Source organism: Parvibaculum sedimenti (assembly GCF_009184905.1).
In the GTDB taxonomy this organism is placed as follows: Bacteria; Pseudomonadota; Alphaproteobacteria; order Parvibaculales; family Parvibaculaceae; genus Parvibaculum; species Parvibaculum sedimenti.
Genome location: NZ_WESC01000014.1, coordinates 41,568 through 66,065, shown reverse-complemented (window position 1 = coordinate 66,065; position 24,498 = coordinate 41,568). Strand labels below are relative to the sequence as shown.

Genomic DNA, 24,498 nt, shown 5'->3' with positions numbered 1-24,498 from the left:
CGACCGATGAACCGCCAGAGACCAACGAAGAAAAGGTCGCTCTGGTTCTGCATCGCTCTTTCCGCCATCGCCACCCTCGCCTCTGCATCTCACGGAAACGCCTCGCCATGCGAGGGCGTAGATCGCAGCCTTACCACAGAACGCAAGGCTGCTTTGGCCCCGGCGATTTCCCAGCAGCTGCATTTGCCAAAAGTGACAGTTCTTCAATCGTTCAGAGACAACGACTGGAGCATTATCTATGTCCAGACCTTCGTGTCTGATGAGACGTTTCTCTTCTTTTCCGGCGATCCGCTCAACAATCACTACATTACAAAATGGAGCGGCGGCGCATCTCCCTCCGAAGAGAAAGACATAAAGGTCTGGATGAAGAAAAACTTACCCGACATCCCTGAGAAGCTGGCAGGCTGCTTTGCGTATCACGTCACGCGCGATCGCGACATGTAACGGACGTTCGCGGAAACGACGGAGTAGACGCCCGATGATCAAAGCCCGCTGCACAATCAACGACCTGGATCAGTTGCCGGACGGGGCTACTAAAAATCGGCTTCAGCAATACATCCGCATAGGCGGAGAGATTCAGGATTTAGCGCTAGGCGAGGCATACCCGGTTTGGGCCATCGCGCGTTGGGATGACGGCGGAATTCGGATATATATCCACAGCGTACGAGATCACTGGTGGCCCACGCCTTATCCGGCAGAGTTCTTTGATTTTGTGGAGACCAGCCTTCCAAATGACTGGGCCCTGTCCTTTGCGACGGTGGAAGACGACATCGTAGTCCGTTGCATTAGCTTCCCCGAATGGGCTCACGACGAACATTTCTATGAACGACTGGTTGATGGCGACCGGCAGACGATAGAAATCTACGAACGTCGGCGCTTAGAAGTCGACTTGGCTTAAATCGCCCGCCGCAACACCCGCAGACTCTTCACCGCCCGCTCCTCCGCAAAGAGGTTCGACGCCAGCGCCATCATGAAAATCTCATGTGGCGGGCGGCCGCCGTCTTTCGGGTCGGGAAAGACGTCGTGGATCGCGAGGATGCCGCCGGGGACGACGCGCGGGGCCCAGTGGCGGTAGTCGGCAAGCGCCGGCTCCATGCCGTGCCCGCCATCGACGAAGACCATGCCGAGAGGCGTCGCCCAGCCTTTCGAGGCGACGGCCGACGGCGCGACAATGGGGACCACGGTGTCCTCGAGTTTTGCCATGCGTAGCGTGTGGCGGAAGATCGGGAAGGTGTTGAGCCTGTCCGTCTCCGGGTCGTAGAGCGTCGTGTCGTGATGCTCCCAGCCCTTCTGGTTTTCCTCCGACCCATAGTGATGGTCGAGCGCATAGAGCACCGCGCCGTTCCGCTGGCAGGCGGTCCCGAGATAGACTGTCGACTTGCCACAATAGGAGCCGATTTCAAGGCACGGCCCGAGCTTCGAGGCTTCAAGCGCCGCGTCATGGAGCGCCCAGCCCTCTTCCACGTCCATGAACCCTTTCACGGCCTCGATATCGATGGGAAGTCGGCGGGTGGTCATGGCGGCCTCATGTATCGAAAATATCGGCACATGGGTGCCACGTCCGGCGGGCCCGGGCAAGCGCGGACACATGGTAAGCAAAAGGTAAGCAATCGCCCGGATACTTGAACGATCTTTCCCAAGTCCGGCGGACCCATGATGAGCGAACCGGCCGACGCCCAGCGCGATTTCGACGCGCCCAACGACTTCGACGCCATCGAAAGCGCCGTCATGGAGACGCCGCGCGGGCGCTGGTTCCTGGCCGAATTCGCGCGCCGCACCCGCGCCGCCGAGACCGACCGCCTGCTCGAAGCGATCGAGCGGCACACCGAAGCGGCCAGGAACGCCAAATCCTCGGCCGACCTCGACGCGCTTTACCGCGATCTCGAGGACATGCGCCGGTCCATCGTGGAAACGCAGCAGGATCTCGCCGCCGTAAAACCGCGCGAGGGACTCGTGCTACGCCCTGTGGAGCCCGCGCAGGACGCCGAGGCGATTGCCGCTTCGGCCGAGCGGGCGACTCTCGACATTCTGGCTGCCGTCGAGCGGCTACAGGACATTGGCGAACAATTGCGCCGTCAGGGCGCCAATGGCGATCTCTGCGACGAGATCGAAACCCATGCGCGGGGCATCTTCATGGCCGCGTCCTTTCAGGACATCACAGGCCAGCGCACGTCGAAGCTGGTGGCGGCACTGCGCTATCTGGAACAGAGGCTCAACGCCATACTGACGCACAAGCGCGGCAAGGCGGCCCACGCCGCGGATTAACGCACCGCCGGCACTTCGAAATTGATGCAGCCGACGCCCCATAGGGCATCGCCATTCACGATGCGGCAGTTGAGGCGCGTCAGCGACAGGGGTGCGATCTCGATACGGAGAGACGTCGCGGGATCGAGGCCGAGCGCATGGCCGATGGCGGCACGGATCGTCGTGGCGTGAGCGACGGCGATGATGGAATGACCCGCGTAATGCTCTGTCAGGCGATCCACAGCACCAGCCACGCGGATCGCGAGGTCGGCGAAACTCTCGCCTTCGGGCGGGCGGATATGGGCCGGGTTCGTCCATTCGAGACCACGGCTCGCCGCATAGACATCATTGTGGCTGCGGCCCTGCCAGAGGCCATAATGCTGCTCGTTCAGGTCCGGTATCTCGATGGGATCAACGCCGGGCTTCAATGCCAGCGCCGTCGCCCTGGTGCGGCTCATCGGCGTCGCCATCCAGACGGCGACCGGCGGAAGCTGGCGGGCAAGCACCGAGGCCACGACCGGATTCACCGGCTCGCAGGCGACATCGAGCTGGCCGTAATAGCGCGACTCCTGCCCCTGCACGGGCGCATGCCTGATCCAGATCCAGTCCGTGCGGCTCGGCAAGCTCATGATGCGCGACTCGTCATTCCGGCGTGTGGCGCGTCTGCTGATCGCCATCCTTCGGGTGAAAATCGGGCTTGTCCTCAAGATCGTACCAGGGGTCGCAGATCATCTGCCCCTTGCCGTCGAAGATCGGATAATTCGAAAGGCCGATGGCGCGTTCCGTGCGCTTGATGACGCACATATGGAGCGGCATGCCCTGCGCCTTCCATGTCTCGAAGAGATTGGTCCGCACCACCATGAACATGAGGTCGTGGCCATTCCAGAGCTTCGAGAAGTCGTCCATCTGCATCACATACTGGCTGACATCTTCCTGCGTCATGCCAAAGTCGAACTCGGCCCTGTTGTTCACGACGATGACCTTGTCCTTGATATAGACGGGCAGGTCATAGAACAGGGTTCCGACGCTCGCGACGCGCTCGCCATGCTGGCGATATTTGTTGATGACTTCCGCCACCGGCTTGATCGAATTTGGATCGGCCTTCGAGGCGACGAGACTGACGCCGATCCAGCCGAGCGCGCCCGCGACGATGACGCTCACGAAAGTCGCGCGCATGCCGAAACGCCGCGACAGGAAGAGCGCGGCGAGCGACGCGCCGATGAAAAGCGCCGACATCGTGAAGACGAGCGGCTTCACGACATCGAGATAGGGGCCGACGTCGCCATTCGCCCGCAAGGCGGGGACGGCGTAGGCAACCGGCACGGCAAGTCCGAGAAGCCCGAAGACTGCGGCGAAGAAATATCGACCCACCGGCAACGCATCCGGCAGTCCCGCCTCAATGCGCGGCGCAACAACCCTGCCGACGAGCAGCGCGAGCGGCGGAAAGATCGGAAGGATGTAAGGCGGCAGCTTCGAACTCGACACGGAGAAGAAGACGAAGATGACCGCCGCCCAGACAAGGAAGAAAAGCTCGACCGGCTTTTCGCCGCGCGTCTTCCAGCCGGAGGGCAGCGCGTCCTTCACCGCATGCCAGAGATAGCCCGTCCAGGGCAGGAAACCGACGGCGAGGATGGCGACGAAATAGTAGATCGGTCCGTCACGCCGATGCACATCGGTCGTGAAGCGCATCAGATGTTCATGGACGAAGTAGAACCAGAGGAAGTCGTGGTTCCGCATCGCGGCCAGCACATGCCACGGCGTCGCAATGAGGAGGAAGAGAAGAATGCCGGACGGACAAAGCGCGCGCCGAACGAAGGACCAGCGGCCGGACAGCGCAATCCAGACCAGGCCGACCGCGCCCGGCAGCACGAAGCCGATAAGGCCTTTTGAGAGCACCGCGAGCGCCGCAGCGACATGCCCTGCCCGCGCCCACCAGATCGCGCGCTTGTCGTCCTTCTCTTCCGCGGAGAGCAGGAAAGCGAAAAGCGATGCCGCCATCGTCACGCTTTCGAGCATGTCGAGGATGATGAACCGCGCCAGCGCGTAATAAAGAAGCGTCGTCGCAAGGATTGCCGCCGAGACGAGGCCCGCGGTTCGGCCATAGAAGCGGCGGCCGATGCCATAGGTCATCAGGCAACCGATGAAGGCGAGGATCGCAGGCCAGAGGCGCATCGTGCCTTCCGTAATGCCCAGAACCTTCACAGCCGATGCTTCGAGCCAGTAGAAAAGTGGCGGCTTTTCGAAATAGAGAACGCCGTCGAGGCGCGGCAACACGTAGTCGCCGGTTTCCACCATCTCGCGGGGGATTTCGATATAACGCCCCTCGTCCGGCGATGAGACGCTGCGTCCGCCAATGTCGAACAGGAAGAAGAGCGCGAGCAGCGCCGCGAAGAGCAGCGGGACGGCGCGGTGCCCTTTCAGAATCTCGTCGAGCTTCACGCACTTTCTCCCAGTCTGTCGCCAACCTTGAGCGTCGCCAGCATTGCCTCGCTGGCGCCCGCTTCATCTTCTCCTTCGAAGCCGAAATGCACGACCTCGACCGCCCCCTCGCCCGCCGCGACGACGAGCGGGCGCAGCGAAAGCACCTCCCCGGGCTTACCGCTTCCTTCGCTCACACGCGCGCGCCAGATCATGACGCGGCGGCCCGCCGCATCGGTGAAGGCGCCCGGAAAGGGCGGCGCCACGGCGCGGACAAGATTGAAGACCTGCCGCGCCGTCTGGCGCCAATCGATACGGCCATCTTCCGGTTTACGAATGCCGAAATAGGTTGCCTTCCTGACATCCTGCACATGGCGCGGCGCAGTGCCCGCCTTGAGCCCGTCGATCTGGCGCAGGACGAGGCGCACGGCGGCGGCAGGAATGCGCTCCGCGACCTGGCCCGCCGTTTCCTCGGGGCCGATCGAAACCGCTTCCATGTCGATGACGTCGCCCGCATCGGCTTCCTTCACCATGACATGCAGAGTCACGCCCGTTTCGGACTCGCCGTGAATGATCGCCCAATTGAGCGGCGCGCGCCCACGATAGCGCGGCAAGAGCGAGCCATGCATATTGTAGGCGCCGAGCCGCGCATGGCGGAGAATGCGCTCCGGGATCATCTTGCGATAGTAGAAGGAGAAGATCAGATCCGGCGCGAGATCGCTGACGATGCGCTCGACCGTGTCGCCCTCTCTCGGCTCCACCGTATAGACGGGAATGCCATGCGCCTTTGCCAGCGCCGCGCAGGAGCGGAACCATTGCCGCTCGTCCGGCGAATCCTCATGCGTGAAAAGCGCGAGTATGTTTTCGCCGCGATCGATCAGCGCCTTGAGGCAGGCATGGCCCACCTCGCTATAAGCGAAGACGACGATCCCCTGCTTGGCGGGCTTGTGTTCGGCCATCCTCAATTTTTCTCGTGGATGGCGCGAATGCGGAAACGCGCGCGCTGCCGGATCTGCTGATAGATACGCCCGACATATTCACCGACGATGCCGAGACCCGTGATGACCACGCCGAGCAGGAAGAAGAGGATGGCGAAGAGCGTGAAGATGCCCTCGACTTCCGGCCCGAGGAAAATGCGGCGCAGGAACATGTAGACGACGAGAAGCAGGCTCGCTGCCGAAACCGCCATGCCGACCATGGTGAAGACCTGCAGCGGCACGAGGCTGAAGCCCGTCATCAGGTCGAAGTTCAGACGGATGAGCTTGTAGAGATTGTAGTTCGACGTGCCGGCGTGGCGCGCGGCATGTTCCACCTCCACCTCGCTCGGCCGCTCGGCATAGAACTGGGCGAGCGCGGGAATGAAGGTCGACGTCTCTCCACTTTCGACGATCATGCGCACGATGTTTCGACGATAGGCCCGCAGCATGCAGCCCTGATCGCGCATCTTGATGCCGGTGATGCGCTCACGGATAAGATTGATGATACGCGACGGCAGCGTGCGGAAAACGCTGTCCTGCCGGTTGCGGCGATAGGAGCCGACGACATCGTGCCCCGCATCCATCTCGGCGATCAGCTTGGGGATTTCCTCGGGCGGGTTCTGGAGGTCGGCGTCGAGGGTCACGATGATGTCGCCCCGCGCGGTCTCGAAGCCCGCCATGACCGCCATGTGCTGGCCGTAATTCCGGTCGAACTCGACGACGCGCATGATGTCGGGGCGCTTTTCGACATAGCTCTTCATCAGTGCGAGCGAATTGTCCTTGCTGCCGTCATCGGTGAGGACAATCTCTGCCGGGCGGTCGAGCTTGTCGACTACAGCCGTCAGTCGCTCGAACAACAGCGGCAGGTTCTTTTCCTCGTTGTAAACGGGAATGACGATGCTGATATCGGGCGTCTTGGTCAGCGTTTGTGCATGCGTCTCGGTGGTCATGTCTTCGCTCATGGTTTTACGCTCTCGATCAACTGCGTGAGATCATGATGACGCCGACAATGATGACGGCGATCCCGGCAATGCGGACCGGCGTCACCGCCTCGCCGAAGAAATACCAGGCGGCAACGGCGGTCACGATGTAGCCAACCGAGAGCAAGGGATAGGCGAAACTCACTTCGACACGCGACAGGGCTAGCAGCCAGACAGCGACACTGACGACATAGCAAGCGAGCCCGAAAACGACATAGCCGTTGGTGCCGATGCGCCAGCTCATGGCGAAAAGCGTCGCGGGGCTGAAATCGAAATGGCCGATCTGGCGCATGCCCTGCTTCAACGCCAGCTGCGCGGCGGCGTTGAGAAGAACGCCGGTGAAAATCAGCGGAAGATAGCGCGTCATGCGGCCAGCCCTTCAATGCGCGCGCCCTGCACGGCAAGCGTGCCTGAGCGCCCGTCGATCTCGCCCTGTTCAAGCGTTGCGACCGGAATGGAGGCGCGATCCGTGTTGAGCTTCGCCGCCTCGTCGGCAAGCGACACGAAGGAGACGCCGCGATCCCTCGCCCGGTCGAGAAACGCCGAGAACCATTGGGCCATGCTCATTCCTTCGATTTCGGCGTGAATGGTGAAGACATCGAGCCCACCCGCGAGGTGATCGAGCAACGCGTCGGCAAGGCGCTCCGCCGGATATTCCGGACGGCCCATCAACTCGTCGAGCGTCGGCAAGGTCGTCGGGATTTGCAACGTCCGGAACCGGCGCCCATCCGCCACCGGAATGAAGGGCGCGCCGCCGCGCACATCGGTCGCATAGTCGAGATTGGCGGCATCATAGGCGGCGAGGCTCGCCGCATTGGCCTGCCAGCCCGCAGAGCCCGCCGTTTTTGCGGCCTGTCCGAAAACCTCTTCATAGGCTCGGCCCGCCTTGCCGAACTCTTCGGCCACCCTCGTCTCGCTCAGCGAGAAAAGCTTATCCTGCCAGAACACATGGTCCCAGCAGTGAATGCCCGTCTCGAACCCGGCATCGACGACCGAACGCAGGATGGCAGCATTTTTCTTCGCGATCATCGGCCCCGGCAGGACGACGCCGTTCATCAGCGTCCGCAACCCATAGGTCGAGACGACGCTGGTGCGGCTCACCTTGCTGAAGAAGCCCGGCCGGAAGATACGGCGAATGGCGCGCCCCGTATTGTCCGGCCCAAGCGAGAAGAGAAAGGTCGCGGGAATGCCCTTTCGCGCGAGAAGGTCCCTCAAGGCCGGCACGCCCTCCCGCGTACCGCGGTCGGTGTCGACGTCGATCTTGATGGCGAGCCTCGATGCGCTCATGTCATTCCACTAAAGGCAGACGGCAATTTGCCGTCTGTCACAGCAACTCTGTTTCGACAGCATTCTGGTCGGCGGCGGGACCGAACTGGTCGATATAATATTCGACCGTCTTGCGAATGGCGGAGCGAACATCGGTCGAGGGATTCCAGCCGAGCGACTGGATCGCCTTGATGGAAGGCACGCGCACCAGCATGTCCTGATAGCCCTTGCCGTAATATTCGCCCGAGCTCGTGTTCACGAGCTTCACGCGGTCCGCCACGTTCTCATAGCCGGGGAACTCGGCAACAACGGAAAGCATCATCTCGGCGAGCTCAGCGATCGACAGTTCGGCCGTCGGATTGCCGATGTTGAAAATGCGCTGATCGGCGATACCGTTCTCGTTTTCGAGAATGCGCATCAGGGCCTCGATCGCGTCGTCGATATAGATGAAGCAGCGCTTCTGCGCGCCGCCATCGACGAGCTGGATGTCCTTGCCACGCAGGATATTGCCGAGGAACTGCGTCAGCACACGCGACGAGCCCTCATTGGCGGCCATGATGTTGTCGAGGCGCGGACCGATAAAGTTGAAGGGACGGAACAGCGTATAGCGCAGCTGGTCCTTCAGGCCATAGGCGTGGATCACGCGGTCGAGAAGCTGCTTCGAGCAGGAATAGATCCAGCGCTGCTTGCCGATGGGGCCGAGCACCAGATTGCTGGTCTCCTCGTCGAACTCCTGGTCCGGCGACATGCCGTAGACTTCCGAGGTCGAGGGGAAGACGACGCGCTTCTTGTAGCGCACGCAATAGCGCACGATGGCGAGATTGGCCTCGAAGTCGAGTTCGAAGACGCGCAGCGGGTCGGAGACATAGATGGCAGGCGTCGCGATGGCGACCAGCGGCAGCACCACATCGCATTTGCGGACGTGATACTCGATCCACTCCTTGTTGATCGTGATGTCGCCTTCGACGAAGTGGAAGCGCGGGTGGCCCATGCAGCCTTCCAGCTTGTCCTGCTGGAGATCCATTCCATAGACCTCCCAGTCGCTCTTCGTTCTCAATATCGCTTCGCTGAGATGGCTGCCGATGAAGCCGTTTACACCCAGAATTAGAACCTTGAGGCCCATTCGTCCCTCTCAGGCGCCAGACGCGCCGTTTGCAGTCTCCGGGACCAGTTCAGGACCGCCCCAAAAAGCGCAGATTTCTCCGGTTTTTCGGGCGGAACCTGCCGCCCCGTTCGGCGCGTAGTGAACATTTTATCACATACTACCGCAAGGGAATTTGGCACATAAGTGCCCCCTATTACTCAGCTTTCATATTCACAGGTTCAATCGTCTAGAGCCATCCGCGCCGCTTGAAATACCAGTAGGGCACAATGGCGGAAGCGACCATCAATCCGATGGCCCAGAGATAGCCGAATTGCCATTTCAGTTCGGGAATAATGTCGAAATTCATGCCGTAAATGCTGGCAACGAGCGTCGGCGGCAGGAAGACCACGGCGGCCACCGAGAATATCTTGATGATCCCGTTCTGCTCGTTATTGATCATGCCGAGCGTGGCATCGAGCATGAAGTTGATGTTGCTGGTCAGAAAGCTCGCATGGTCGCTCAAGGCCATGACGTCTCGGGCAATGGTCTTGAACCCCCTTTCGAAGGCCTTGGGCAGCTTCGTTTCGCCGGGCCTGCCAATGAAGCTCAAAAGCCGCGCAATGCTGACGAGGCTTTCGCGCGCCTGAGTCGTCAACGCCTGCACCTGACCGACGCGCCGCAGCACCTCGTCGAAATCGAGCTTGGGGGCATTTTCATCGCGCACGAAGATGTCGCTCGACAGCGTGTCGATCTCGCCCTGAACGCGCTCAAGGATATCAGCGACGCGATCGACGATGGCATCCAGAAGTCCGGCCAATACCTCCTCGCCCGTGCTCGAGGGGACGGTGTGGCGCCGCGCCTTTGCAGCGAAAACACGAAAAGGCAGCGGCTCCGCATAGCGCAGCGTGAGAAGGCGGTGACCGACGAGAACGAAGGTAACAGGCGAGCGGCCGGGCTTGGCCGTGTCGGCGCCAACCATGACGGTTGCCGTCATGTAGAGCGCGCCACGCTCCTGATAGAGTCGGCTCGATACCTCGATCTCCTGCATTTCTTCTTCGGAGGGAACGTCGAGGCCGAGCACCTCGTCAACGAAGTGCTCCTCCTCAGGCGTCGGCTCCAACAGATCGAGCCACACCACAGCCTCGGGGATCTGCCCATGTGGTTCGACAGGCAAAGGGCTAAGCGTGCCGTTCGATCTCACATAGGCAGTTATCATCGCTTCCCCTTTACGCCCTTAGCCTCGCGAATGGCGCGATCATGCCCAGAATGAGCCGCCGCCTCAATGGGGAAAGGCGCGTGTCGCATCTCTTCGCGGGAACGCCCGGTCCTCTCGAAATATGACAGAAATGTTCTGAATTCGGAGCGTCACGAGAACCACCGCCGTCGCGGCACCTTGACTTATGGCGACGGAGAGCGCATCTACCCTCCTGACTGTTCTCGCGAGCGCGCTTTGCGCCGTCCATTTCAGCGGGCCTTGCGCCCCGGACGCGCCTAATCTCGGCACAGTCAGATCCCCCCGATCCAAGCGCGTTGGACGCGGTAACCCGCGCCAGAGGTCCGACCATACCGGTCGGTGCCGATCCGCTTGTCTGAAAGATTAGTGACAGCATGACGACCCAAACTTTTGCCGATCTCGGCATTGTCGAGCCCATTTGCCGTGCGCTTGCCGCCGAGGGCTATGAGACCCCCACCCCCATTCAGATGCAGGCGATTCCCTCGCTGCTTCAGGGCCGCGACCTGCTCGGCCTCGCCCAGACGGGCACCGGCAAGACTGCGGCCTTCGCACTGCCGATCCTTCAAAAACTTGCCCATGACCAGACGAAGCGCACGCCCCGCGGCGCGCGCGCGCTGATCCTCGCGCCGACGCGCGAACTCGCCATCCAGATCGACGAGAGCCTTGCGGTCTATGGACGCCACCTTCACCTCAGCCACACGGTCATCTTCGGCGGCGTGAGCCAGCTGCGTCAGGTGAAGGCGATGGCGAACGGCGTCGACATTCTCGTCGCCACGCCCGGCCGACTGCTCGACCTGATGAACCAGCGCCATGTGAAGCTTGCCGACACGAAGATTCTCGTGCTCGACGAAGCCGACCGCATGCTCGACATGGGCTTCGTCAACGACGTGAAGAAGATCATCGCCACCATGCCGCGCGAGCGCAATTCGCTGCTCTTCTCCGCGACCATGCCGAAGTCAATCGAGTCGCTGGCGGCAGAAATTCTGCGCTCGCCGGTTCGCGTTGAAGTCACGCCGGAAGTCGTGACGGTGGATCGCATCGAACAGCATGTGCTTTTCGTTGATCAGAAGCGCAAGCGCGAGCTTCTCGCCAAGCTTCTCGAAAACCCCGACCTCTCCCGCGTCATCATCTTCACGCGCACCAAGCACTGCGCCAACCGCGTCAGCGAGCAGCTCGAAAAGGGCGGTGTGCCGTCGGAAGCGATCCACGGCAACAAGTCGCAAGGCGCCCGTCAGCGCGCGTTGGAGCAGTTCCGCAGCGGACAGGCCCGCGTCCTCGTGGCGACCGATATCGCCGCGCGCGGCATTGACGTCGATGGCATCACGCATGTCATCAATTTCGAATTGCCGAACGAGCCGGAAAGCTATGTCCACCGCATCGGCCGCACGGCCCGCGCGGGAACGAGCGGCATCGCCCTCTCCTTCTGCGACGCTTCGGAACGCTCTTATCTGAAGCAGATCGAACGTCTGACGCGTCGCACGCTTCAGGTCGTCGATACGCGCCCGCTGATCGGCGACACGCCTTCGGCCGCCTTCGCGGCAGAGCCTCAGGGCGAACGCCGCCAGCAGCAGCGTCCGAAACAGGGCCAGCCGCGCGGCGGCAAGCCGCAAGGCAAGTCGCAGGCGCATGGCAAGCGCCCCGGCGCATCGGGGCATGCGGCCACAGCACAGGGCGAACAGCGCAAGAATGATGGCGGCCGCAACCAGAGCCGCAACCGCCCCGGCAGCCGCGCCCGCAAGCGTTCCGCCAATGGCGGCTGATTACAGCAACTGACTTCAACGAAACGAGAGGCCGGGAACTTCAACTTTCCCGGCCTTTTTCATTTTTCTTCGTATCGAATATCGACGATCTCAAGCGTTTCGGGACCGGTCGGCGTGCGCGCTTCCACCTGATCACCCACTTCCGCCTTCAACAAGGCCCGCGCGACGGGCGACACCCAGCTTATTTCACCAAGTTCGCTGCGCGCCTCATCCACGCCGACGATGCGCACGGTCCGCTCCTCGCCCGCTTCATTCTCATAAGTAACGATCGCGCCAAAGAAGACCTGATCGCGCTTCTTCTGACGGGCCGGATCGACGACCTCGGCGATTTCGAGCCGCTTGCCCAAAAAACGCATGCGGCGATCAATTTCGCGCAACCGCTTCTTTCCATAAATGTAATCGCCATTCTCCGAGCGATCGCCATTCCCGGCGGCCCACGCCACAGTCTCGACAACCTTCGGTCGCTCAACGCGCTTGAGCTGGCGCAGTTCAGCCTGCAACCGCTCGAAACCCTGGCGTGTAATGTAATTCTTCGTGCCCGGAGGCAAAGCATCGGCAGCGTCGAGATCGTCGTCGGCTTCCGCTTCATTTTCTTTTGTGAAGGCTTTACTCATGCTCAATCACGTAAAAATTTTCCGGATATTTTCAACGATTTGTTCCCAAAGTGGAAACCCATGCGCCAAGTGATTATACTAAATACGAATCTCATAAAGATATTCTCAAACAAATTTTTGCCGGAGCCGTTTGCTTGGACGTTTACGTCATCAATCTCGATAACCAAACCGGACGCCTGGCGGCAATGCAAGCACAGGTACCCGGCCTTCGTCGTATTGCGGCCATTGACGGCTGGAAACTGCCTCCGCAGGAACTCGCCCGCGGCCTTCATTTCCCGGACGGCTACGACCTCTCGCCTCCAGAGATCGGATGCACCAAGAGCCACCGCGCCGCATGGACGGAATTGCTGGCTAGCGGAGAACCCTGCGCTTGCGTGCTCGAAGACGACGCGCTGCTCAGTGCAGATTTCAACCGCATCATCGCTCAGCATCACTGGTTGCCAGCCTGCTACGATCTCATCAAGATCGAGACGACGCAGCAAGACATCCTGCTCGACAAACAATCCGATAGCCAGATCGAAGATCGAAATCTCTACCGGCTGCGCTCTCGCCATCTGGGTGCCGGCGGGTATATCGTCAGCCACCGCGGGGCGGAAAAGCTGCTCGAACTTTCGGAAACCTATCTCTATCCGGTGGACGTTCTGATGTTCGACCACCGCGTCCCCGAATTCGCGCAACTCCGCATCTATCAGATGACGCCTGCACTGTGCATTCAGCCACCTTATCTCGGCCAGAACCAGACCGACAGCAGCATCGAGGCACATCGCGCGCGAAAGCCGAAGCGGACATTGCGCTACAGCATGGGGCGAAGGCTTCACGACTTGAGGTCGCTGGCAAAGCGGCCGCTCCATTTCTCGCTGTGCGTCCCCTTCGACTAAGACTGGCGGCACAGGCGGGCTCAGCCGCCCGCAATCTCTGCCAATATCGTCGCTATGGCGTTCGATTTCCGCGCGTCTTCGAACACGTCATACAGCCACCGCATGTCGTTGATCTTGAGGAGCGAGTGGCCGGCCGGATTCTTCAAACCGTAATTCGCCCCCATGCGTGCGCCCAGCATACACCAGGCACCGTTGAGCTTGTCCGCGCCTTGCGTCTGCCAGATATTCAGATGCTCCCCGGCATCACGAAACCGGACCACTTTTCCCGTCAACTTGGCACATTCGCGAAAGCCCGCCCGCCAGGCAAGGAAGGGGGTCGCATTGAACCGCGTCTCCGTAGCGATCTCCCCCGACAGCACACGCTCACCCGCCATCGATGAAAAGAAGTCGATGGAGCCGGGATTCATCGACAGGACGGCGCGCCTGCTCAGGAGCTTCAACCCACCGTTGAACCATCGCAATCCGTTTACGGCGTTTCGCGCACTCCACATTTTGATGTCAGCCAGCGAGGCCTCATCCGGAATCGCAAAGGAAAAATCGTCGAGAACCCAGCTATCGGCATCGACCATATAGAAATGAGACGTGGTGGCCGTCTCCGCGACGGCCTGATAGGCGGCGTAAATTCCGCGTACCCCATGTACGCGCTTTGCTGACGGCTCGAAGCTTTTAAGCCGCTCGAAATGTGCATCGGCATTCGGCTCGTCGAAGCTGACGAATATTATATCCGGCCTTTCAGAAGCCTGTTCCAATTTGCGGCTCCCCCAACAGGAATCCAAAGCCCAGTAACATGGTTCTATTTGAAGTCGGGAATAAACGGAAAGTCAAAGCCGGGCGCCGAAGGCAGGCCCGGCATTCGCCCCGCTAATTCGAGGCCCCACTGGCAGCTCCCGCGCGCGTTACGCCGCCGTCTTCGCGAACATGCACGACCGCCAGTTCGTCGGAGTAGACACGCCGCCACCCGGGCATCCGGTCCAGCACCGCCACCGCTGGCGTTCCCTTATGTAGCAGCGTCCATCCGACATGGTAGTCCGCCAGTATTTTCGGGAGATTCTCCGGATCCGTGAGATTCAGGGCATCCAGATAGCGCTTGAGAAATGCGTCGCCATACATATCCGCGCGACCGTCGATGAACACCGGTACGCCGCGGAAAATCAGATAACCGCCAAACTCGAATGAGTTGAAAACAGGACCAGCCGCCCCTGCCTGCGCGGCGGCGCGCATAGCTGCCTCAGGAGTAATCTCCGCCGCCGGAGCATATCCACCCGCTTTCAGCACTGCACCAATCCACAACGCACCTGACAATATGGCGACAGCGAGTGCGCCCGGCCGCGCCGGCGCGGCGAGCGCGTGGAATAGCCGGTCGAGCGTTGCAGCATTCTGCCTCGCACCCTCCTCCACCGGCTTGCGTGATGCAATCGACGAGGCGATGAGAAAAGGCGATACCAACCCGAGAATTTCGACATGACGCTGATGCTTGAGCGCGAGATGCACCAAGGCCAGTAGCATAAGCAGGCGCAGCCAGGGCAAGCGCAGGCGGCCCGTGCATCCCAGGACCAATATCAGCAACAGCCAAAGCTCAAATATCTGCGGCTTGTGGAAATCGGGCGAACGCCACTCGATAATGGAATCGAGCAGCACCGGCATCCGCATGAATTCGACCGAGAACCAAAGGCCGTGCCACCCCAGGGGGGTGACCATCGACGCCACAACCGATAATCCGACGAAGCTCCCCCAGCGCATTGCCGCAGCGCGTCGCTGCTCCCGGGAACTGGCCAGAACGGCATCGAGAGCCAGCGCCGCACCAAGCGCGAGGCCGAGGGTGAAGCTCCCATGCATATTGGCCCAGAGCGCCATCAACGGCACCAGCCACCAGGGCGGGTAACGCCGCTCCTCGACCGCGTTCACCAGCGCCCCCACCCACATGGCGAGCAACGGCCATACGAGAACATGCGGACGGACCAGGAGATGGCTCATCAGCATGGAGCCGGCAAACCCGGTAAAGAGCAGCGCGTCTGCCGGCTCCATGCGCGCAAGAAGGAAGCGCATCAGATAGGCCAACGTGCCTGCAAACAACAATACGACGAGAACCACCAGCCCGGTCCAGCCAGCAGCCTGGTACACACCTGTCAGCGCAAGCTCCGACAGCCATTCATGCGTCATCCACGACGCACCCGGCATCGAATGCGAGAACGGATCGCTCAGCGGAAGCGCTTTATGTTCGATAATCCAGCGGCCTGTGGCGAGATGCCAATAGGTATCGGGGTCTGCCAGAACCGCATTGAACCGCGAGCTACCGAGCGCGCCAAAGAGCGTCCCCAACGCGATCAGCAACGGCCAGGATACGCCGAATGTTCTGATATCTGGCCTTGCTGCCCCCGACTGGTTTCCGGCTTCAGGCATGAGCGAGAATCTCGCGTGAGAGGACAAGGTCAGTCTGATGCCTGTCCGCGGCTGGCGGACATCACACGCTCAATGCACACCAACAACGCGCAGCCTGCGAAAGCCTTGGCTAAAATCAGTACCCTGAAACAAGGATCATCTTGAAAGCAGGAGATCAGTAAAGTCAAAGCCGGGAGACGAAGATCGCCGCACCGTCCCTTCCAATTCGGAAAGGCCTCCTTCCACGAGGCGACCCGACCCGACACCCAGCATCAGCCCATCAAAGCCTTGAGGTATGTGCCGGGCGAACTCAACCGGATATTGTTCGCCCGTACAGACGCCCGTCTCGAAGCAGCTAGTCCTGCGTGGAGGCGACCACGGCGCCCATGACGCGGCGCGGATCGGCGCCACTCTTCTCGATGATGTCGGCGAGCGAGCGCGCATCTGCCGCGGGCTCGATGCCGGCCTTGCGCAGGCGCGCGAAGATTTCGTCCTGAGAAATGCCGAGCACCGCTGCGGACGCTTCGAGGGGCGCCGTTTCGACCGCGCGCGCCATGACGCGAAGCGGATTTTCCTCTTCGCCGCCCATCATCGCGCCGCCGATGAAAACTGCGGCGACAAGCGCCACGGCGAGTGCCGACGCCTTGGTGGCCTTCTGCCGCATCATGACCTGAAGGGGAATCCAGTTCCGCGCCAGATGAAGGATCACGGCCGCGACAAAAGCGAGCCCGATCCATTCGTGCATCTCCTTAACGGAATCCTCGAAGAGGCCGAAAAAGAGCATGAGACCGGAGACGCCTATGACGACGAAGACGGAGGCCGTGACCGGCGTCGCAAGGTTGCGGGGCACAATACCGAAAATGCGATCGCGATTCGTCGTGGCGTTACTCATGTCTTGCTACACTCCATTCGCGTGGGCGGAAAGCGCCTCCACGCGTCATGCCGATTGCCTTTGGCGAATATTCATACGCCAAACCGCGCAAAATCCAGCGCGGCTCCAGGGTCTCTGGTCGAAATGCCGCAGCCCGGCCGGCACTCACACAAAGCCGGTCCGGCGTCGCGGATGGCCGTCGAAGCCGGCAGCAGAAAAATGATGGCGATGAAGGTGACGCATATGAGGAGCCGTGTGAAAATCAACAAATTCGGGGCAGCTGCTCCCCGCTCAACATGGTCAGCCTACGTATGGCACCATATGCGCCCCGGATAGCGACGGCGCCGCGCTCCTCCGCGGTAACGCGGCCGATCACGGCGGCACCAGCTGACACGTCATCGCCGGCAAGCAGATCGAGCGCCCGCACCACGTCGGCTTCAGCAACGAAGGCAACAAAGCGCCCCTCATTTGCGACATAAAGCGGATCGAGCCCCAGAAGTTCGCAGGCAGCGCGCACCTCAGGCTGCACGGGAATGGTGGTCTCGTCGAGTTTGATCGCGCAAGCCGCCGCTTCCGCGATCTCGATCAGAGCAGACGCAAGGCCCCCGCGCGTCAGGTCACGCAGGCAATGGACCTCGATGCCGGCCTCGATCAGACGACGCACCGGCGACCATAGCGGCGCGCAGTCGCTCGCAATTGCGGTCTCGAAGGCGAGGCCTTCGCGCGCCGCCATGATGGCTATGCCATGACGGCCGAGATCGCCGCTGAGGATGAGGACATCGCCGGGTTTAACCGCTGCGGGACCGACCAGAGATTTCGCGCGGACGGTGCCGACGCCGGCGGTGTTGATGAAAAGCGCGTCGCCCTTGCCACGATCGACAACCTTGGTGTCGCCCGTGACGAAGCTCACGCTCGCGCGTCTCGCCGCATCCTCCATCGACGCAACGACGCGGCGCAGATCAACAATCGGAAACCCCTCCTCGATGATGAAGGCCGCGCTGAGATAAAGCGGCTCGGCGCCGCACATGGCGAGATCGTTCACGGTTCCGTTGACAGCGAGACTGCCAATGTCTCCCCCTGGAAAGAAGAGCGGCTTCACGACATATGAGTCCGTGGTGAAGGCCAACCGTGCGCCGCCCGCCTCGAAGACCGCGCCGTCATGACGCTGATCGAGCAGCGGATTGGCGAAGGCGGGACGGATTACTGTCTCGATGAGCGCGTTCATCAGCCGCCCGCCGCCGCCATGCGCCATTTGAACGACTTCCGTCTCACTCGCGGGCGTGGGGCAGATGACATTCCGGGATTCGCTCATGGGCTCAATCTCCCGCCAGGCGGGTCGCACCGCGATAGCGATAATAGGCGGCGCAGGCGCCTTCGGACGACACCATTGTGACGCCGAGCGGATGCTCCGGTGTGCAGGCGCCGCCAAAGGCAGGACACTGAAGCGGTGAGCAGACACCGCGCAGAATGTCGCCGCTGATGCAGATGGATGGCGCCGTGGCAGCGTTTTCTGCCGCACCGAAGCGGCGCTCGGCATCGAGCGCCGAATAGGCAGGCCGCAATGCGAGCCCGCTTGACGGCAACACGCCAAGGCCGCGCCACTCGCGGTCGGCAATCTCGAAAACCTCATCAATGAGCGTACGGGCGGGAAGATTGCCCTCCGGCCTCACCATGCGCGCATACATATTGATTGCCTCGTGCCGGTCCTCCTCCAGCGCCTGAACGCAAGCGAGTATGCCGGCGAGAATATCCACCGGCTCGAAGCCGGTAATAACGACGGGTACACGATAGCGGGCGGCAATGGGCCCATAGGCTTCGGTGCCCATGATGGTGCAGACATGCCCTGCCGCGAGGAACCCCTGCACGCGCGTATCGGGCGCCGACAGAAGTGCCTCCATGGCGGGCGGCACCAGCACCTGCGACACGAGAAGCGAGAAGTTTTTCACGCCCTCGCTCCGCGCCTTATGCGCAGCCATCGCATTGGCGGGTGCCGTCGTCTCGAAGCCAACGGCGAAGAAGACGACTTCCCGTCCGGGATTGGCCCGGGCGATCTCCACCGCGTCGAGCGGCGAATAGACGATGCGGATATCGCCGCCCCGCGCCTTGACGCCAAGAAGATCACCCCTCGCACCCGGCACGCGCAGCATGTCGCCAAATGAGCAGAAGATGACGCTTGGCATCGCGGCGATTTCGAGCGCCTTGTCGATATAGGCTTCCGGCGTCACGCAAACGGGACAGCCCGGCCCATGCACAAGCGTGATCTCGCGCGGCAGAAGCTGATCGAGCCCGAAGCGCATGATTGCATGCGTCTGCCCGCCGCATATTTCCATGATCGTCCAGGGCCGCGTTGTCGCTGCGGCAATGGCACCTGCAAGCCGCGCGACAGCTTCAGCGTCCCTGTATTCGTCGACATGCTTCATGCCGCGCCTCCGGCCTCGCCGAGACTTTCGAGCGCGGCGAAGACACGCTCGGCTTCAGCCTCGTCGATCGTCGCGATGGCAACGCCGACATGCACCAGCACATAATCGCCGACGCGCGCCTCCGGCGTGAAGGCAAGATTGATCTGCCGGACGATGCCGCCGAAATCGACCCGTCCCATCCGGGAAAAATCCTCGCCCGATGTCGAAAGAATGCAGCCGGGCACCGCGAGACACATCAGCTTTTCTCCTTCGACGCTGTCCAGCGCGCCCATAGCGCCTGACCGAGCGACAATCCGCCGTCATTCGGTGGCACAGCGCGCGCAAGAAAGACCGTCAATCCCTCCGCCTCGATCCGCGCGGCAGCAAGCTCCGTCAGCAGCCGGCTCTGAAAGCAGCCGCCACTGAGCACCGCCATGCCGAGGCCGAGCCTTGCCGCTACCGCCGCGATCATAGCTGCAAAACTCACGTGAATGCGCATGGCGATTTCGGCCCGTGCAACGCCCGCCGCCCGATCCCGCAGCACCGCCCGGAGCATAGGCACCCAATCGATGACGAGCGGCCCTTCTCTCGGCGCCACGATGTCGAAGGGATAAGACATCGTCGCCGCGCCTTCAACCTCGCTCTCTGCCGCCAACGCCTCGAGACGCATGGCCGCCTCACCTTCATGGCTCGCAACGAGCACGAGCCCGAGCAGCGCGGCAAAGGCATCGAAGAGCCGTCCGGCGCTCGTCGTCCAGGGAGACTGGACGCCACGCTCGAGCATCCGGCCAAGGACGACGCGCTCGGCCGCGCTGAAAGCCGATACAGGCGTCAGATCGCTGCGCTCGACGGCGTGTGCGCCCAGAGCTTCGTGAAGCATGCCAAGCGCCGCCCGCCGCGGCTCGCGGGCCGCCACCTCCGAGCCTGGCAGTCGAAATGGCCGCAGATGCGCGACCCGCGACCACTCGCCTCTTTCCACTCTCAGAAATTCGCCGCCCCATATCGCACCGTCGGCGCCATACCCGGTCCCGTCCCAGCCGACGCCAAGAAGCGGGCCTCCGAGCGCGTGCTCCGCCATGGCGGAGGCAACATGCGCCAGATGATGCTGCACACGGATGATCGGCCGCCTCAGACTCTCCGCGATCCGCGTCGTCGCATAGTCCGGATGAAGATCGCAGGCGACGATATCCGCGCGCATCCCGTGCAGCGTTTCGAGATCTTCGAGTGTCGCCGCGAATCTCCGTTCCGCATCGAGCGTGCCGAGATCGCCGGCATGGGCGCCAACAATGGCTTCGGTGCCGCGCAGCAAGGTTGCCGCCGCCTTGAGATGGCCGCCAAGCGCCAGAACCGAGGGGCATTCTCCGACGACACCCGGATCGAGCGTCAACGACAGGGGTGCCAGTCCCCGCCCCCGGCGGATCGCCTGCGACGCGCCGAGGATCACGCGCATCACCGAATCCTCGGCGGGCCGCGCGATGGCGCGGTCATGAACCAGAAATGCATCCGCAATGGCGTGAAGGCGCTGAAGCGCGTCATGCTCATCAGTGACAATAGGCTCGTCGCTCACATTCCCGCTCGTCGCGACGACAGGAAAGCCGAGTGACCGCATCAGCATGTGGTGAAGCGGCGCATAGGGCAGCATGAGCCCGAGTACGCGTTGATCTGGCGCGACCTCCTCCGCCACCTCTGCGCCCGAAAGCCTGCGCGTCAGAACGATGGGAGCCGCACTGGATGCGAGCAGCGCCTCCTCATCCACGCTGACATCGCAAAGCTGCCGCGCGTCATCGAGCGAAGGCACCATCAGGGCGAACGGCTTGGCGGGCCGCCTCTTGCGCGCTCGCAACACTTTGACCGCCTCGCCGTTCCGCGCATCGACAAAGAGATGAAATCCGCCGATCCCCTTTATGGCGACGATGCCGCCGCCGCGAAGAAGTCCCGCCGCTTCTTCAATTGCGTCGCCATCCGCCGCGATCACCCTGCCATCACGATCCCATAGCGCCATCTGCGGTCCACAGACCGGACAGGCGGTCGGCTCCGCGTGAAAGCGGCGGTCGCCCGGATCGGCATATTCCCGTGCGCAGTCCGCGCACATCGGGAACGCCGCCATTGTGGTTCGGGCACGGTCATAAGGCAGATCTCGCAGGATCGAATAGCGCGGGCCGCAATCCGTGCAATTTGTGAAGGGATAGAGGTGACGCCGGTTCGCCGGGTCGAAAATCTCGGCAAGACAGGCGTCGCAGGCCGCGATGTCCGGCAGAACCACCGCGCTCCGCGCGCGCCCCGCGACACTGTCGCGAATGACGAAGTTCCGGCTCCCCAACGGCTGCAGAACTTCACGCACAACAGACCGGACATGTGCCTGAACGGGCGCATCATTTGCAAGCGCCTGCGCAAAAGCTTCGAGAAGTGATGGCGCACCTTCGGCCTCGACGACGACGCCCTCGCCGGTGTTCTCGACATGGCCCGTAACGCCGAGACGCGTTGCCGTGCGATAGATGAACGGTCGGAAGCCGACGCCCTGCACGGCGCCACGGATCATGAAGCGCAGGCGCGCGCGCCCGGCAGAAAACTCTCGCGCCCGCTCCGCCATTCAATCCTCCGCTTCGATGCTCCTAAGCATGATGGTCTGCGCGTCGGGGTGACGGATATCGTCCGAACATTCAACGTCGAGACGCGCGCCTTCCGCGAGCGACCCCTTCGAGGATTCCTCGAAATGCTCACGGAAGTGCTCCGCCGACATGTGAGAGAGCGCGCCGAGCCATACCTCGATGCCGGTGACGCGGGTGACGCCCTCCTTTTTGGCAATGTCCTTAATCTTCGCCATCAGGTCATTCATGATCGAGGCTTCGTGCATCTGGTCCTCTTCAGGTTGAAAGGCAAGCAAGTTCATCGGCAATGCGCGCAGCGACATCGAGTGCAGCTTTCGCGACCGGCGGCGACAACCACGCGCCCGGCTCGAAGGAACCCGCCTCTATCCCATAGACGATGAGCGACGCCGGCAACGATCCGATGGCGCGTGCAAGTTCAACCGCCGCGCCTATGCCGAAGCCATGTGTCGAGACCGCGCCGAAATGCTCCGGCAGCGGCGCCAGACGCGCATCGAAACGATGGATCGTTCCCGGTGCCACACCGCTTGCGCAGGCATCGACGAGAAAGACGACATCCGCCTTCTGCCACTGATCGATGAGGCCCGCAGGCTCGCCGCGCGACTCCACGACAGTGACGACCTGCGGAATGTTTCTCGCAAGCTCGCGCGCGGCGGCCAGGCCTGCACCGTCATCGCCCCTGTCCGAATTGCCGATGCCAATCACGAGGCGTCGCATGTTTCCCCACCTCCTTCGCGCCTGACATTGAGCTTCAGGAAATGCGTCGCGCAGGAAATACAGGGATCGTAATTGCGGATCGTCTGCTCGCAGCGTCCACGCAAGGCATCGTCATCAAGCGCGAGATTGGCGGCGATCACATCGCGCAGGTCTTCCTCGACGCTTGGCTGGTTCTGTGAAGTCGGCGGCACGATCTTCGCCACGCGGATGCTTCCATCCGCGGCAATGTCGTAACGATGATAGAGAAGCCCGCGCGGCGCCTCCGTCGCCCATTGCCCGGAAGCGGCACGCGGCTCGACCGGCACCGAGGGCTCAGCCGGCCTTTCGTAGCGGTCGATAATCCGCAATGCCTCGTCGAATGCAAAGAGTACCTCCACGGCGCGCACGACAATGCTCTTGAAGGGGTTCCGGCATTCGCGGCCGAGCCCTGCCTCCATCGCCGCCGCCTGCACGCTTTCCGGCAGGCGGTCGAAATTGAGACTGTAGCGCGCCAGCGGGCCGACGAGATAGGCACCGCGCGCCTTGGTGTTTCCGTGAAGCGCCGTCGAATGCGCAACATGGATTTCCTCGAAGATGTCTTCGAAACCGGCGGCATCAGTATCGATCCCCTTGTTCGAGACGATGCGCCCCTCGTTCAGCGGATATTCATCCGCAGGGCGCAAGGCGACGAGCTCATAGTCGCGCTCGAAGTCCGGGAATGGGAGCCCGGCCGCCCACTGCACCGTTTCGAGTGCGGCATCGCGGCCCCAGTTCAACTCATCGTGCAGCGCCGTCAGCTCTCGCCGCTCGGGCAGACGATAGAAGCCGCCCACGCGAACATTGACCGGGTGAACCTCGCGGCCGCCGATCACCGTGATAATCGCATTGCCGGCCTTTTTCATCCTGAGCCCGCGCTGCAGCAGGGCCGCGTGATCGCGGGCCATGTCGACCGCGCCTTCATAGCCAAGGAAATCGGGCGCATGCAGCATGTAGATGTGGAGCACATGGCTCTCGATCCATTCTCCACAATAGAGAAGCCGCCTGAGATCACGAAGCGCGCCGCCGACAGTAACGCCGCAGGCGGCCTCCATCGCATGGACCGAACTCATCTGATAGGCGACCGGACATATTCCGCAAATCCGCGCCGTGATGTCGGGCGCTTCCCTGAAATCCCGTCCCTGAAGGAAGGCTTCGAAAAAGCGCGGCGGCTCGAAAATATTGAGCTCGACATGCTCGACCTTGCCGTCGATCACCTGCGCGTGCAGCGCGCCCTCGCCCTCGACCCGGGCGAGCTGGTCAACCTTGATCGTCCGCCGCGTCATGACGTTGGCTCTCCTCACGGAAGGGTGCGGCGTGCGCGTTGAAGGTCCTGAGAATACGCTGAATGTCGCGGCCCTTCATCTCGTGCGCCTCGAGCACCTTCGACATTGCCGGCATGGCAGGTGTGTCCTGCGGACCGTAACAGCCGTAGCAGCCACGATCATAGGCCGGGCAGATCGCGCCGCAACCGGCCTGCGTTACCGGCCCGAGACAGGGCGTGCCATGCGCGACCGTAACGCAGACATTGCCGCGCATCTTGCACTCCATGCAGACGCTGTGGCCCGCCACCATCGGTTTGCGGCCGAAGAGAAAGGCGGTGACGACTTCGAGAAGCTGATGCTTGTTGACGGGACAACCGCGGAGCTCGAAATCGACGGCAACATGCTCGGCAATCGGCGTCGAGGTCGCAAGCGTGTCGATATAATCGGGTCGCGCATAGACCGCCGCGACGAAGTCGTTGATGTCGCGAAAATTGCGCAGCGCCTGAATGCCGCCTGAAGTGGCGCAAGCGCCGATGGTGACCAGCATTTTCGACTGCTGCCGCACCATCTTGATGCGCTCGGCGTCATGCGCCGTCGTGATCGATCCCTCGACCAGCGAGAGATCGTATGGCCCTTCGGAGACCGCGCGCGTCGCTTCGAGGAATTGCGCGATCTCGACCTCGCCCGTCAGCGCGAGCAGCTCGTCCTCGAGGTCGAGTATGGAAAGCTGGCATCCGTCGCAAGAGGCGAATTTCCAAACGGCGAGCTTGGGTTTGGACTTTGCCATGGAC

General features: G+C 62.0%; 26 protein-coding genes. 5 read left to right on the top strand and 21 right to left on the bottom strand.

Annotated features, from left to right (window positions below):
* Positions 1-6: 6 nt before the first annotated feature.
* Together F2P47_RS14485 and F2P47_RS14480 are read left to right on the top strand one after the other, a co-directional pair.
* Positions 7-444: a hypothetical protein gene (locus F2P47_RS14485; RefSeq protein WP_152217092.1), complete on the top strand. Its 438-nt coding sequence runs from the start codon at positions 7-9 to the stop codon at positions 442-444.
* Positions 445-478: 34 nt separating this feature from the next.
* Entirely contained in the window at positions 479-898 is a 420-nt protein-coding gene (locus tag F2P47_RS14480; protein ID WP_152217091.1) for a hypothetical protein, read from the top strand.
* Here the strand turns inward: F2P47_RS14480 and F2P47_RS14475 are convergent.
* Positions 895-1,518 carry a class I SAM-dependent methyltransferase gene (locus F2P47_RS14475; protein ID WP_152217090.1) on the bottom strand — a complete coding sequence of 208 codons (624 nt, stop codon included), beginning with the start codon at positions 1,516-1,518 and terminating at the stop codon, positions 895-897. The genes F2P47_RS14480 and F2P47_RS14475 overlap by 4 nt on opposite strands.
* A gap of 135 nt (positions 1,519-1,653) precedes the next feature.
* On the opposite strand from F2P47_RS14475, the gene F2P47_RS14470 reads away from it, so the two are divergent.
* Positions 1,654-2,265 (top strand): hypothetical protein, encoded by a 612-nt coding sequence (locus F2P47_RS14470; RefSeq protein WP_152217089.1) that lies wholly within the window; start codon positions 1,654-1,656, stop codon positions 2,263-2,265.
* Here the strand turns inward: F2P47_RS14470 and F2P47_RS14465 are convergent.
* The 8 genes from F2P47_RS14465 to F2P47_RS14430 form a co-directional block, all read right to left on the bottom strand.
* The gene (locus tag F2P47_RS14465; protein WP_185681132.1) at positions 2,262-2,873 is read right to left on the bottom strand and encodes a histidine phosphatase family protein; all 612 of its coding nucleotides are present in this window, start codon (positions 2,871-2,873) and stop codon (positions 2,262-2,264) included. The two genes, F2P47_RS14470 and F2P47_RS14465, sit on opposite strands and share 4 nt — an antisense overlap.
* A 13-nt stretch (positions 2,874-2,886) precedes the next feature.
* Positions 2,887-4,683, bottom strand: coding sequence for a glycosyltransferase family 39 protein (locus tag F2P47_RS14460; protein WP_152217087.1), 1,797 nt, complete (start codon positions 4,681-4,683; stop codon positions 2,887-2,889).
* Positions 4,680-5,621 carry a formyltransferase gene (locus F2P47_RS14455; protein WP_152217086.1) on the bottom strand — a complete coding sequence of 314 codons (942 nt, stop codon included), beginning with the start codon at positions 5,619-5,621 and terminating at the stop codon, positions 4,680-4,682. Before F2P47_RS14455 ends, F2P47_RS14460 begins: the two co-directional genes overlap by 4 nt.
* A 2-nt stretch (positions 5,622-5,623) precedes the next feature.
* Positions 5,624-6,601 carry a glycosyltransferase gene (locus F2P47_RS14450; protein ID WP_204886704.1) on the bottom strand — a complete coding sequence of 326 codons (978 nt, stop codon included), beginning with the start codon at positions 6,599-6,601 and terminating at the stop codon, positions 5,624-5,626.
* 16 nt (positions 6,602-6,617) lie between these two features.
* The gene (locus F2P47_RS14445; protein ID WP_152217085.1) at positions 6,618-6,986 is read right to left on the bottom strand and encodes a DMT family transporter; all 369 of its coding nucleotides are present in this window, start codon (positions 6,984-6,986) and stop codon (positions 6,618-6,620) included.
* Positions 6,983-7,906 (bottom strand): polysaccharide deacetylase family protein, encoded by a 924-nt coding sequence (locus F2P47_RS14440; protein ID WP_152217084.1) that lies wholly within the window; start codon positions 7,904-7,906, stop codon positions 6,983-6,985. Before F2P47_RS14440 ends, F2P47_RS14445 begins: the two co-directional genes overlap by 4 nt.
* 37 nt (positions 7,907-7,943) lie before the next feature.
* Positions 7,944-9,008 carry a bifunctional UDP-4-keto-pentose/UDP-xylose synthase gene (locus F2P47_RS14435; protein WP_152217083.1) on the bottom strand — a complete coding sequence of 355 codons (1,065 nt, stop codon included), beginning with the start codon at positions 9,006-9,008 and terminating at the stop codon, positions 7,944-7,946.
* A gap of 208 nt (positions 9,009-9,216) precedes the next feature.
* Positions 9,217-10,185 carry a magnesium transporter CorA family protein gene (locus F2P47_RS14430; RefSeq protein WP_152217082.1) on the bottom strand — a complete coding sequence of 323 codons (969 nt, stop codon included), beginning with the start codon at positions 10,183-10,185 and terminating at the stop codon, positions 9,217-9,219.
* Between the two features lie 392 nt (positions 10,186-10,577).
* Here F2P47_RS14430 and F2P47_RS14425 point away from each other — a divergent pair, with 392 nt between their 5' ends.
* Positions 10,578-11,963 carry a DEAD/DEAH box helicase gene (locus tag F2P47_RS14425; protein WP_152217081.1) on the top strand — a complete coding sequence of 462 codons (1,386 nt, stop codon included), beginning with the start codon at positions 10,578-10,580 and terminating at the stop codon, positions 11,961-11,963.
* 59 nt (positions 11,964-12,022) lie between these two features.
* Here F2P47_RS14425 and greB read toward each other — a convergent pair whose 3' ends face one another.
* Positions 12,023-12,577: a transcription elongation factor GreB gene (gene greB / locus F2P47_RS14420; RefSeq protein ID WP_152217080.1), complete on the bottom strand. Its 555-nt coding sequence runs from the start codon at positions 12,575-12,577 to the stop codon at positions 12,023-12,025.
* A gap of 134 nt (positions 12,578-12,711) precedes the next feature.
* Here greB and F2P47_RS14415 point away from each other — a divergent pair, with 134 nt between their 5' ends.
* The gene (locus F2P47_RS14415; RefSeq protein ID WP_185681131.1) at positions 12,712-13,455 is read left to right on the top strand and encodes a glycosyltransferase family 25 protein; all 744 of its coding nucleotides are present in this window, start codon (positions 12,712-12,714) and stop codon (positions 13,453-13,455) included.
* Positions 13,456-13,475: 20 nt separating this feature from the next.
* Here F2P47_RS14415 and F2P47_RS14410 read toward each other — a convergent pair whose 3' ends face one another.
* From F2P47_RS14410 to F2P47_RS14360, 11 genes are all read right to left on the bottom strand, one after another.
* Positions 13,476-14,204: a hypothetical protein gene (locus F2P47_RS14410; protein ID WP_152217078.1), complete on the bottom strand. Its 729-nt coding sequence runs from the start codon at positions 14,202-14,204 to the stop codon at positions 13,476-13,478.
* 112 nt (positions 14,205-14,316) lie between these two features.
* On the bottom strand, positions 14,317-15,855 hold the full coding sequence (locus F2P47_RS14405) for a hypothetical protein (RefSeq protein ID WP_152217077.1): 1,539 nt from the start codon (positions 15,853-15,855) through the stop codon (positions 14,317-14,319).
* 334 nt (positions 15,856-16,189) lie between these two features.
* Positions 16,190-16,726 (bottom strand): DUF4405 domain-containing protein, encoded by a 537-nt coding sequence (locus F2P47_RS14400; RefSeq protein ID WP_152217076.1) that lies wholly within the window; start codon positions 16,724-16,726, stop codon positions 16,190-16,192.
* Positions 16,727-16,967: 241 nt separating this feature from the next.
* Positions 16,968-18,017, bottom strand: coding sequence for a hydrogenase expression/formation protein HypE (gene hypE, locus F2P47_RS14395; RefSeq protein WP_152217075.1), 1,050 nt, complete (start codon positions 18,015-18,017; stop codon positions 16,968-16,970).
* Positions 18,018-18,021: 4 nt separating this feature from the next.
* Entirely contained in the window at positions 18,022-19,125 is a 1,104-nt protein-coding gene (gene hypD, locus F2P47_RS14390; protein ID WP_152217074.1) for a hydrogenase formation protein HypD, read from the bottom strand.
* Positions 19,122-19,361, bottom strand: a complete 240-nt coding sequence (locus F2P47_RS14385; RefSeq protein ID WP_152217073.1) for a HypC/HybG/HupF family hydrogenase formation chaperone — start codon at positions 19,359-19,361, stop codon at positions 19,122-19,124. The genes hypD and F2P47_RS14385 overlap by 4 nt, the downstream gene beginning before the upstream one ends.
* A complete protein-coding gene (hypF, locus tag F2P47_RS14380) occupies positions 19,361-21,694 on the bottom strand; it encodes a carbamoyltransferase HypF (RefSeq protein WP_246176910.1) in 2,334 nt (777 codons plus the stop codon). The genes F2P47_RS14385 and hypF overlap by 1 nt, the downstream gene beginning before the upstream one ends.
* Positions 21,695-21,958, bottom strand: a complete 264-nt coding sequence (locus tag F2P47_RS14375) for a hydrogenase maturation nickel metallochaperone HypA/HybF (protein ID WP_152217072.1) — start codon at positions 21,956-21,958, stop codon at positions 21,695-21,697. It lies immediately after the preceding gene.
* Positions 21,959-21,968: 10 nt separating this feature from the next.
* Positions 21,969-22,427, bottom strand: a complete 459-nt coding sequence (locus tag F2P47_RS14370; protein ID WP_152217071.1) for a hydrogenase maturation protease — start codon at positions 22,425-22,427, stop codon at positions 21,969-21,971.
* The gene (locus F2P47_RS14365; RefSeq protein WP_152217070.1) at positions 22,412-23,728 is read right to left on the bottom strand and encodes a Ni/Fe hydrogenase subunit alpha; all 1,317 of its coding nucleotides are present in this window, start codon (positions 23,726-23,728) and stop codon (positions 22,412-22,414) included. The genes F2P47_RS14370 and F2P47_RS14365 overlap by 16 nt, the downstream gene beginning before the upstream one ends.
* On the bottom strand, positions 23,703-24,494 hold the full coding sequence (locus F2P47_RS14360) for an NADH-quinone oxidoreductase subunit B family protein (RefSeq protein ID WP_152217069.1): 792 nt from the start codon (positions 24,492-24,494) through the stop codon (positions 23,703-23,705). The genes F2P47_RS14365 and F2P47_RS14360 overlap by 26 nt, the downstream gene beginning before the upstream one ends.
* Positions 24,495-24,498: the final 4 nt, after the last annotated feature.

Coding starts and splice junctions, on each gene's coding strand:
- F2P47_RS14485 (WP_152217092.1), top strand. CDS start 7: ATGAACCGCCAGAGACCAACGAAGAAAAGGTCGCTCTGGTTCTGCATC.
- F2P47_RS14480 (WP_152217091.1), top strand. CDS start 479: ATGATCAAAGCCCGCTGCACAATCAACGACCTGGATCAGTTGCCGGAC.
- F2P47_RS14475 (WP_152217090.1), bottom strand. CDS start 1,518: ATGACCACCCGCCGACTTCCCATCGATATCGAGGCCGTGAAAGGGTTC.
- F2P47_RS14470 (WP_152217089.1), top strand. CDS start 1,654: ATGATGAGCGAACCGGCCGACGCCCAGCGCGATTTCGACGCGCCCAAC.
- F2P47_RS14465 (WP_185681132.1), bottom strand. CDS start 2,873: ATGAGCTTGCCGAGCCGCACGGACTGGATCTGGATCAGGCATGCGCCC.
- F2P47_RS14455 (WP_152217086.1), bottom strand. CDS start 5,621: ATGGCCGAACACAAGCCCGCCAAGCAGGGGATCGTCGTCTTCGCTTAT.
- F2P47_RS14450 (WP_204886704.1), bottom strand. CDS start 6,601: ATGAGCGAAGACATGACCACCGAGACGCATGCACAAACGCTGACCAAG.
- F2P47_RS14445 (WP_152217085.1), bottom strand. CDS start 6,986: ATGACGCGCTATCTTCCGCTGATTTTCACCGGCGTTCTTCTCAACGCC.
- F2P47_RS14440 (WP_152217084.1), bottom strand. CDS start 7,906: ATGAGCGCATCGAGGCTCGCCATCAAGATCGACGTCGACACCGACCGC.
- F2P47_RS14435 (WP_152217083.1), bottom strand. CDS start 9,008: ATGGGCCTCAAGGTTCTAATTCTGGGTGTAAACGGCTTCATCGGCAGC.
- F2P47_RS14430 (WP_152217082.1), bottom strand. CDS start 10,185: ATGATAACTGCCTATGTGAGATCGAACGGCACGCTTAGCCCTTTGCCT.
- F2P47_RS14425 (WP_152217081.1), top strand. CDS start 10,578: ATGACGACCCAAACTTTTGCCGATCTCGGCATTGTCGAGCCCATTTGC.
- greB (WP_152217080.1), bottom strand. CDS start 12,577: ATGAGTAAAGCCTTCACAAAAGAAAATGAAGCGGAAGCCGACGACGAT.
- F2P47_RS14405 (WP_152217077.1), bottom strand. CDS start 15,855: ATGCCTGAAGCCGGAAACCAGTCGGGGGCAGCAAGGCCAGATATCAGA.
- F2P47_RS14400 (WP_152217076.1), bottom strand. CDS start 16,726: ATGAGTAACGCCACGACGAATCGCGATCGCATTTTCGGTATTGTGCCC.
- hypE (WP_152217075.1), bottom strand. CDS start 18,017: ATGAGCGAATCCCGGAATGTCATCTGCCCCACGCCCGCGAGTGAGACG.
- hypD (WP_152217074.1), bottom strand. CDS start 19,125: ATGAAGCATGTCGACGAATACAGGGACGCTGAAGCTGTCGCGCGGCTT.
- F2P47_RS14385 (WP_152217073.1), bottom strand. CDS start 19,361: ATGTGTCTCGCGGTGCCCGGCTGCATTCTTTCGACATCGGGCGAGGAT.
- hypF (WP_246176910.1), bottom strand. CDS start 21,694: ATGGCGGAGCGGGCGCGAGAGTTTTCTGCCGGGCGCGCGCGCCTGCGC.
- F2P47_RS14375 (WP_152217072.1), bottom strand. CDS start 21,958: ATGCACGAAGCCTCGATCATGAATGACCTGATGGCGAAGATTAAGGAC.
- F2P47_RS14370 (WP_152217071.1), bottom strand. CDS start 22,427: ATGCGACGCCTCGTGATTGGCATCGGCAATTCGGACAGGGGCGATGAC.
- F2P47_RS14365 (WP_152217070.1), bottom strand. CDS start 23,728: ATGACGCGGCGGACGATCAAGGTTGACCAGCTCGCCCGGGTCGAGGGC.
- F2P47_RS14360 (WP_152217069.1), bottom strand. CDS start 24,494: ATGGCAAAGTCCAAACCCAAGCTCGCCGTTTGGAAATTCGCCTCTTGC.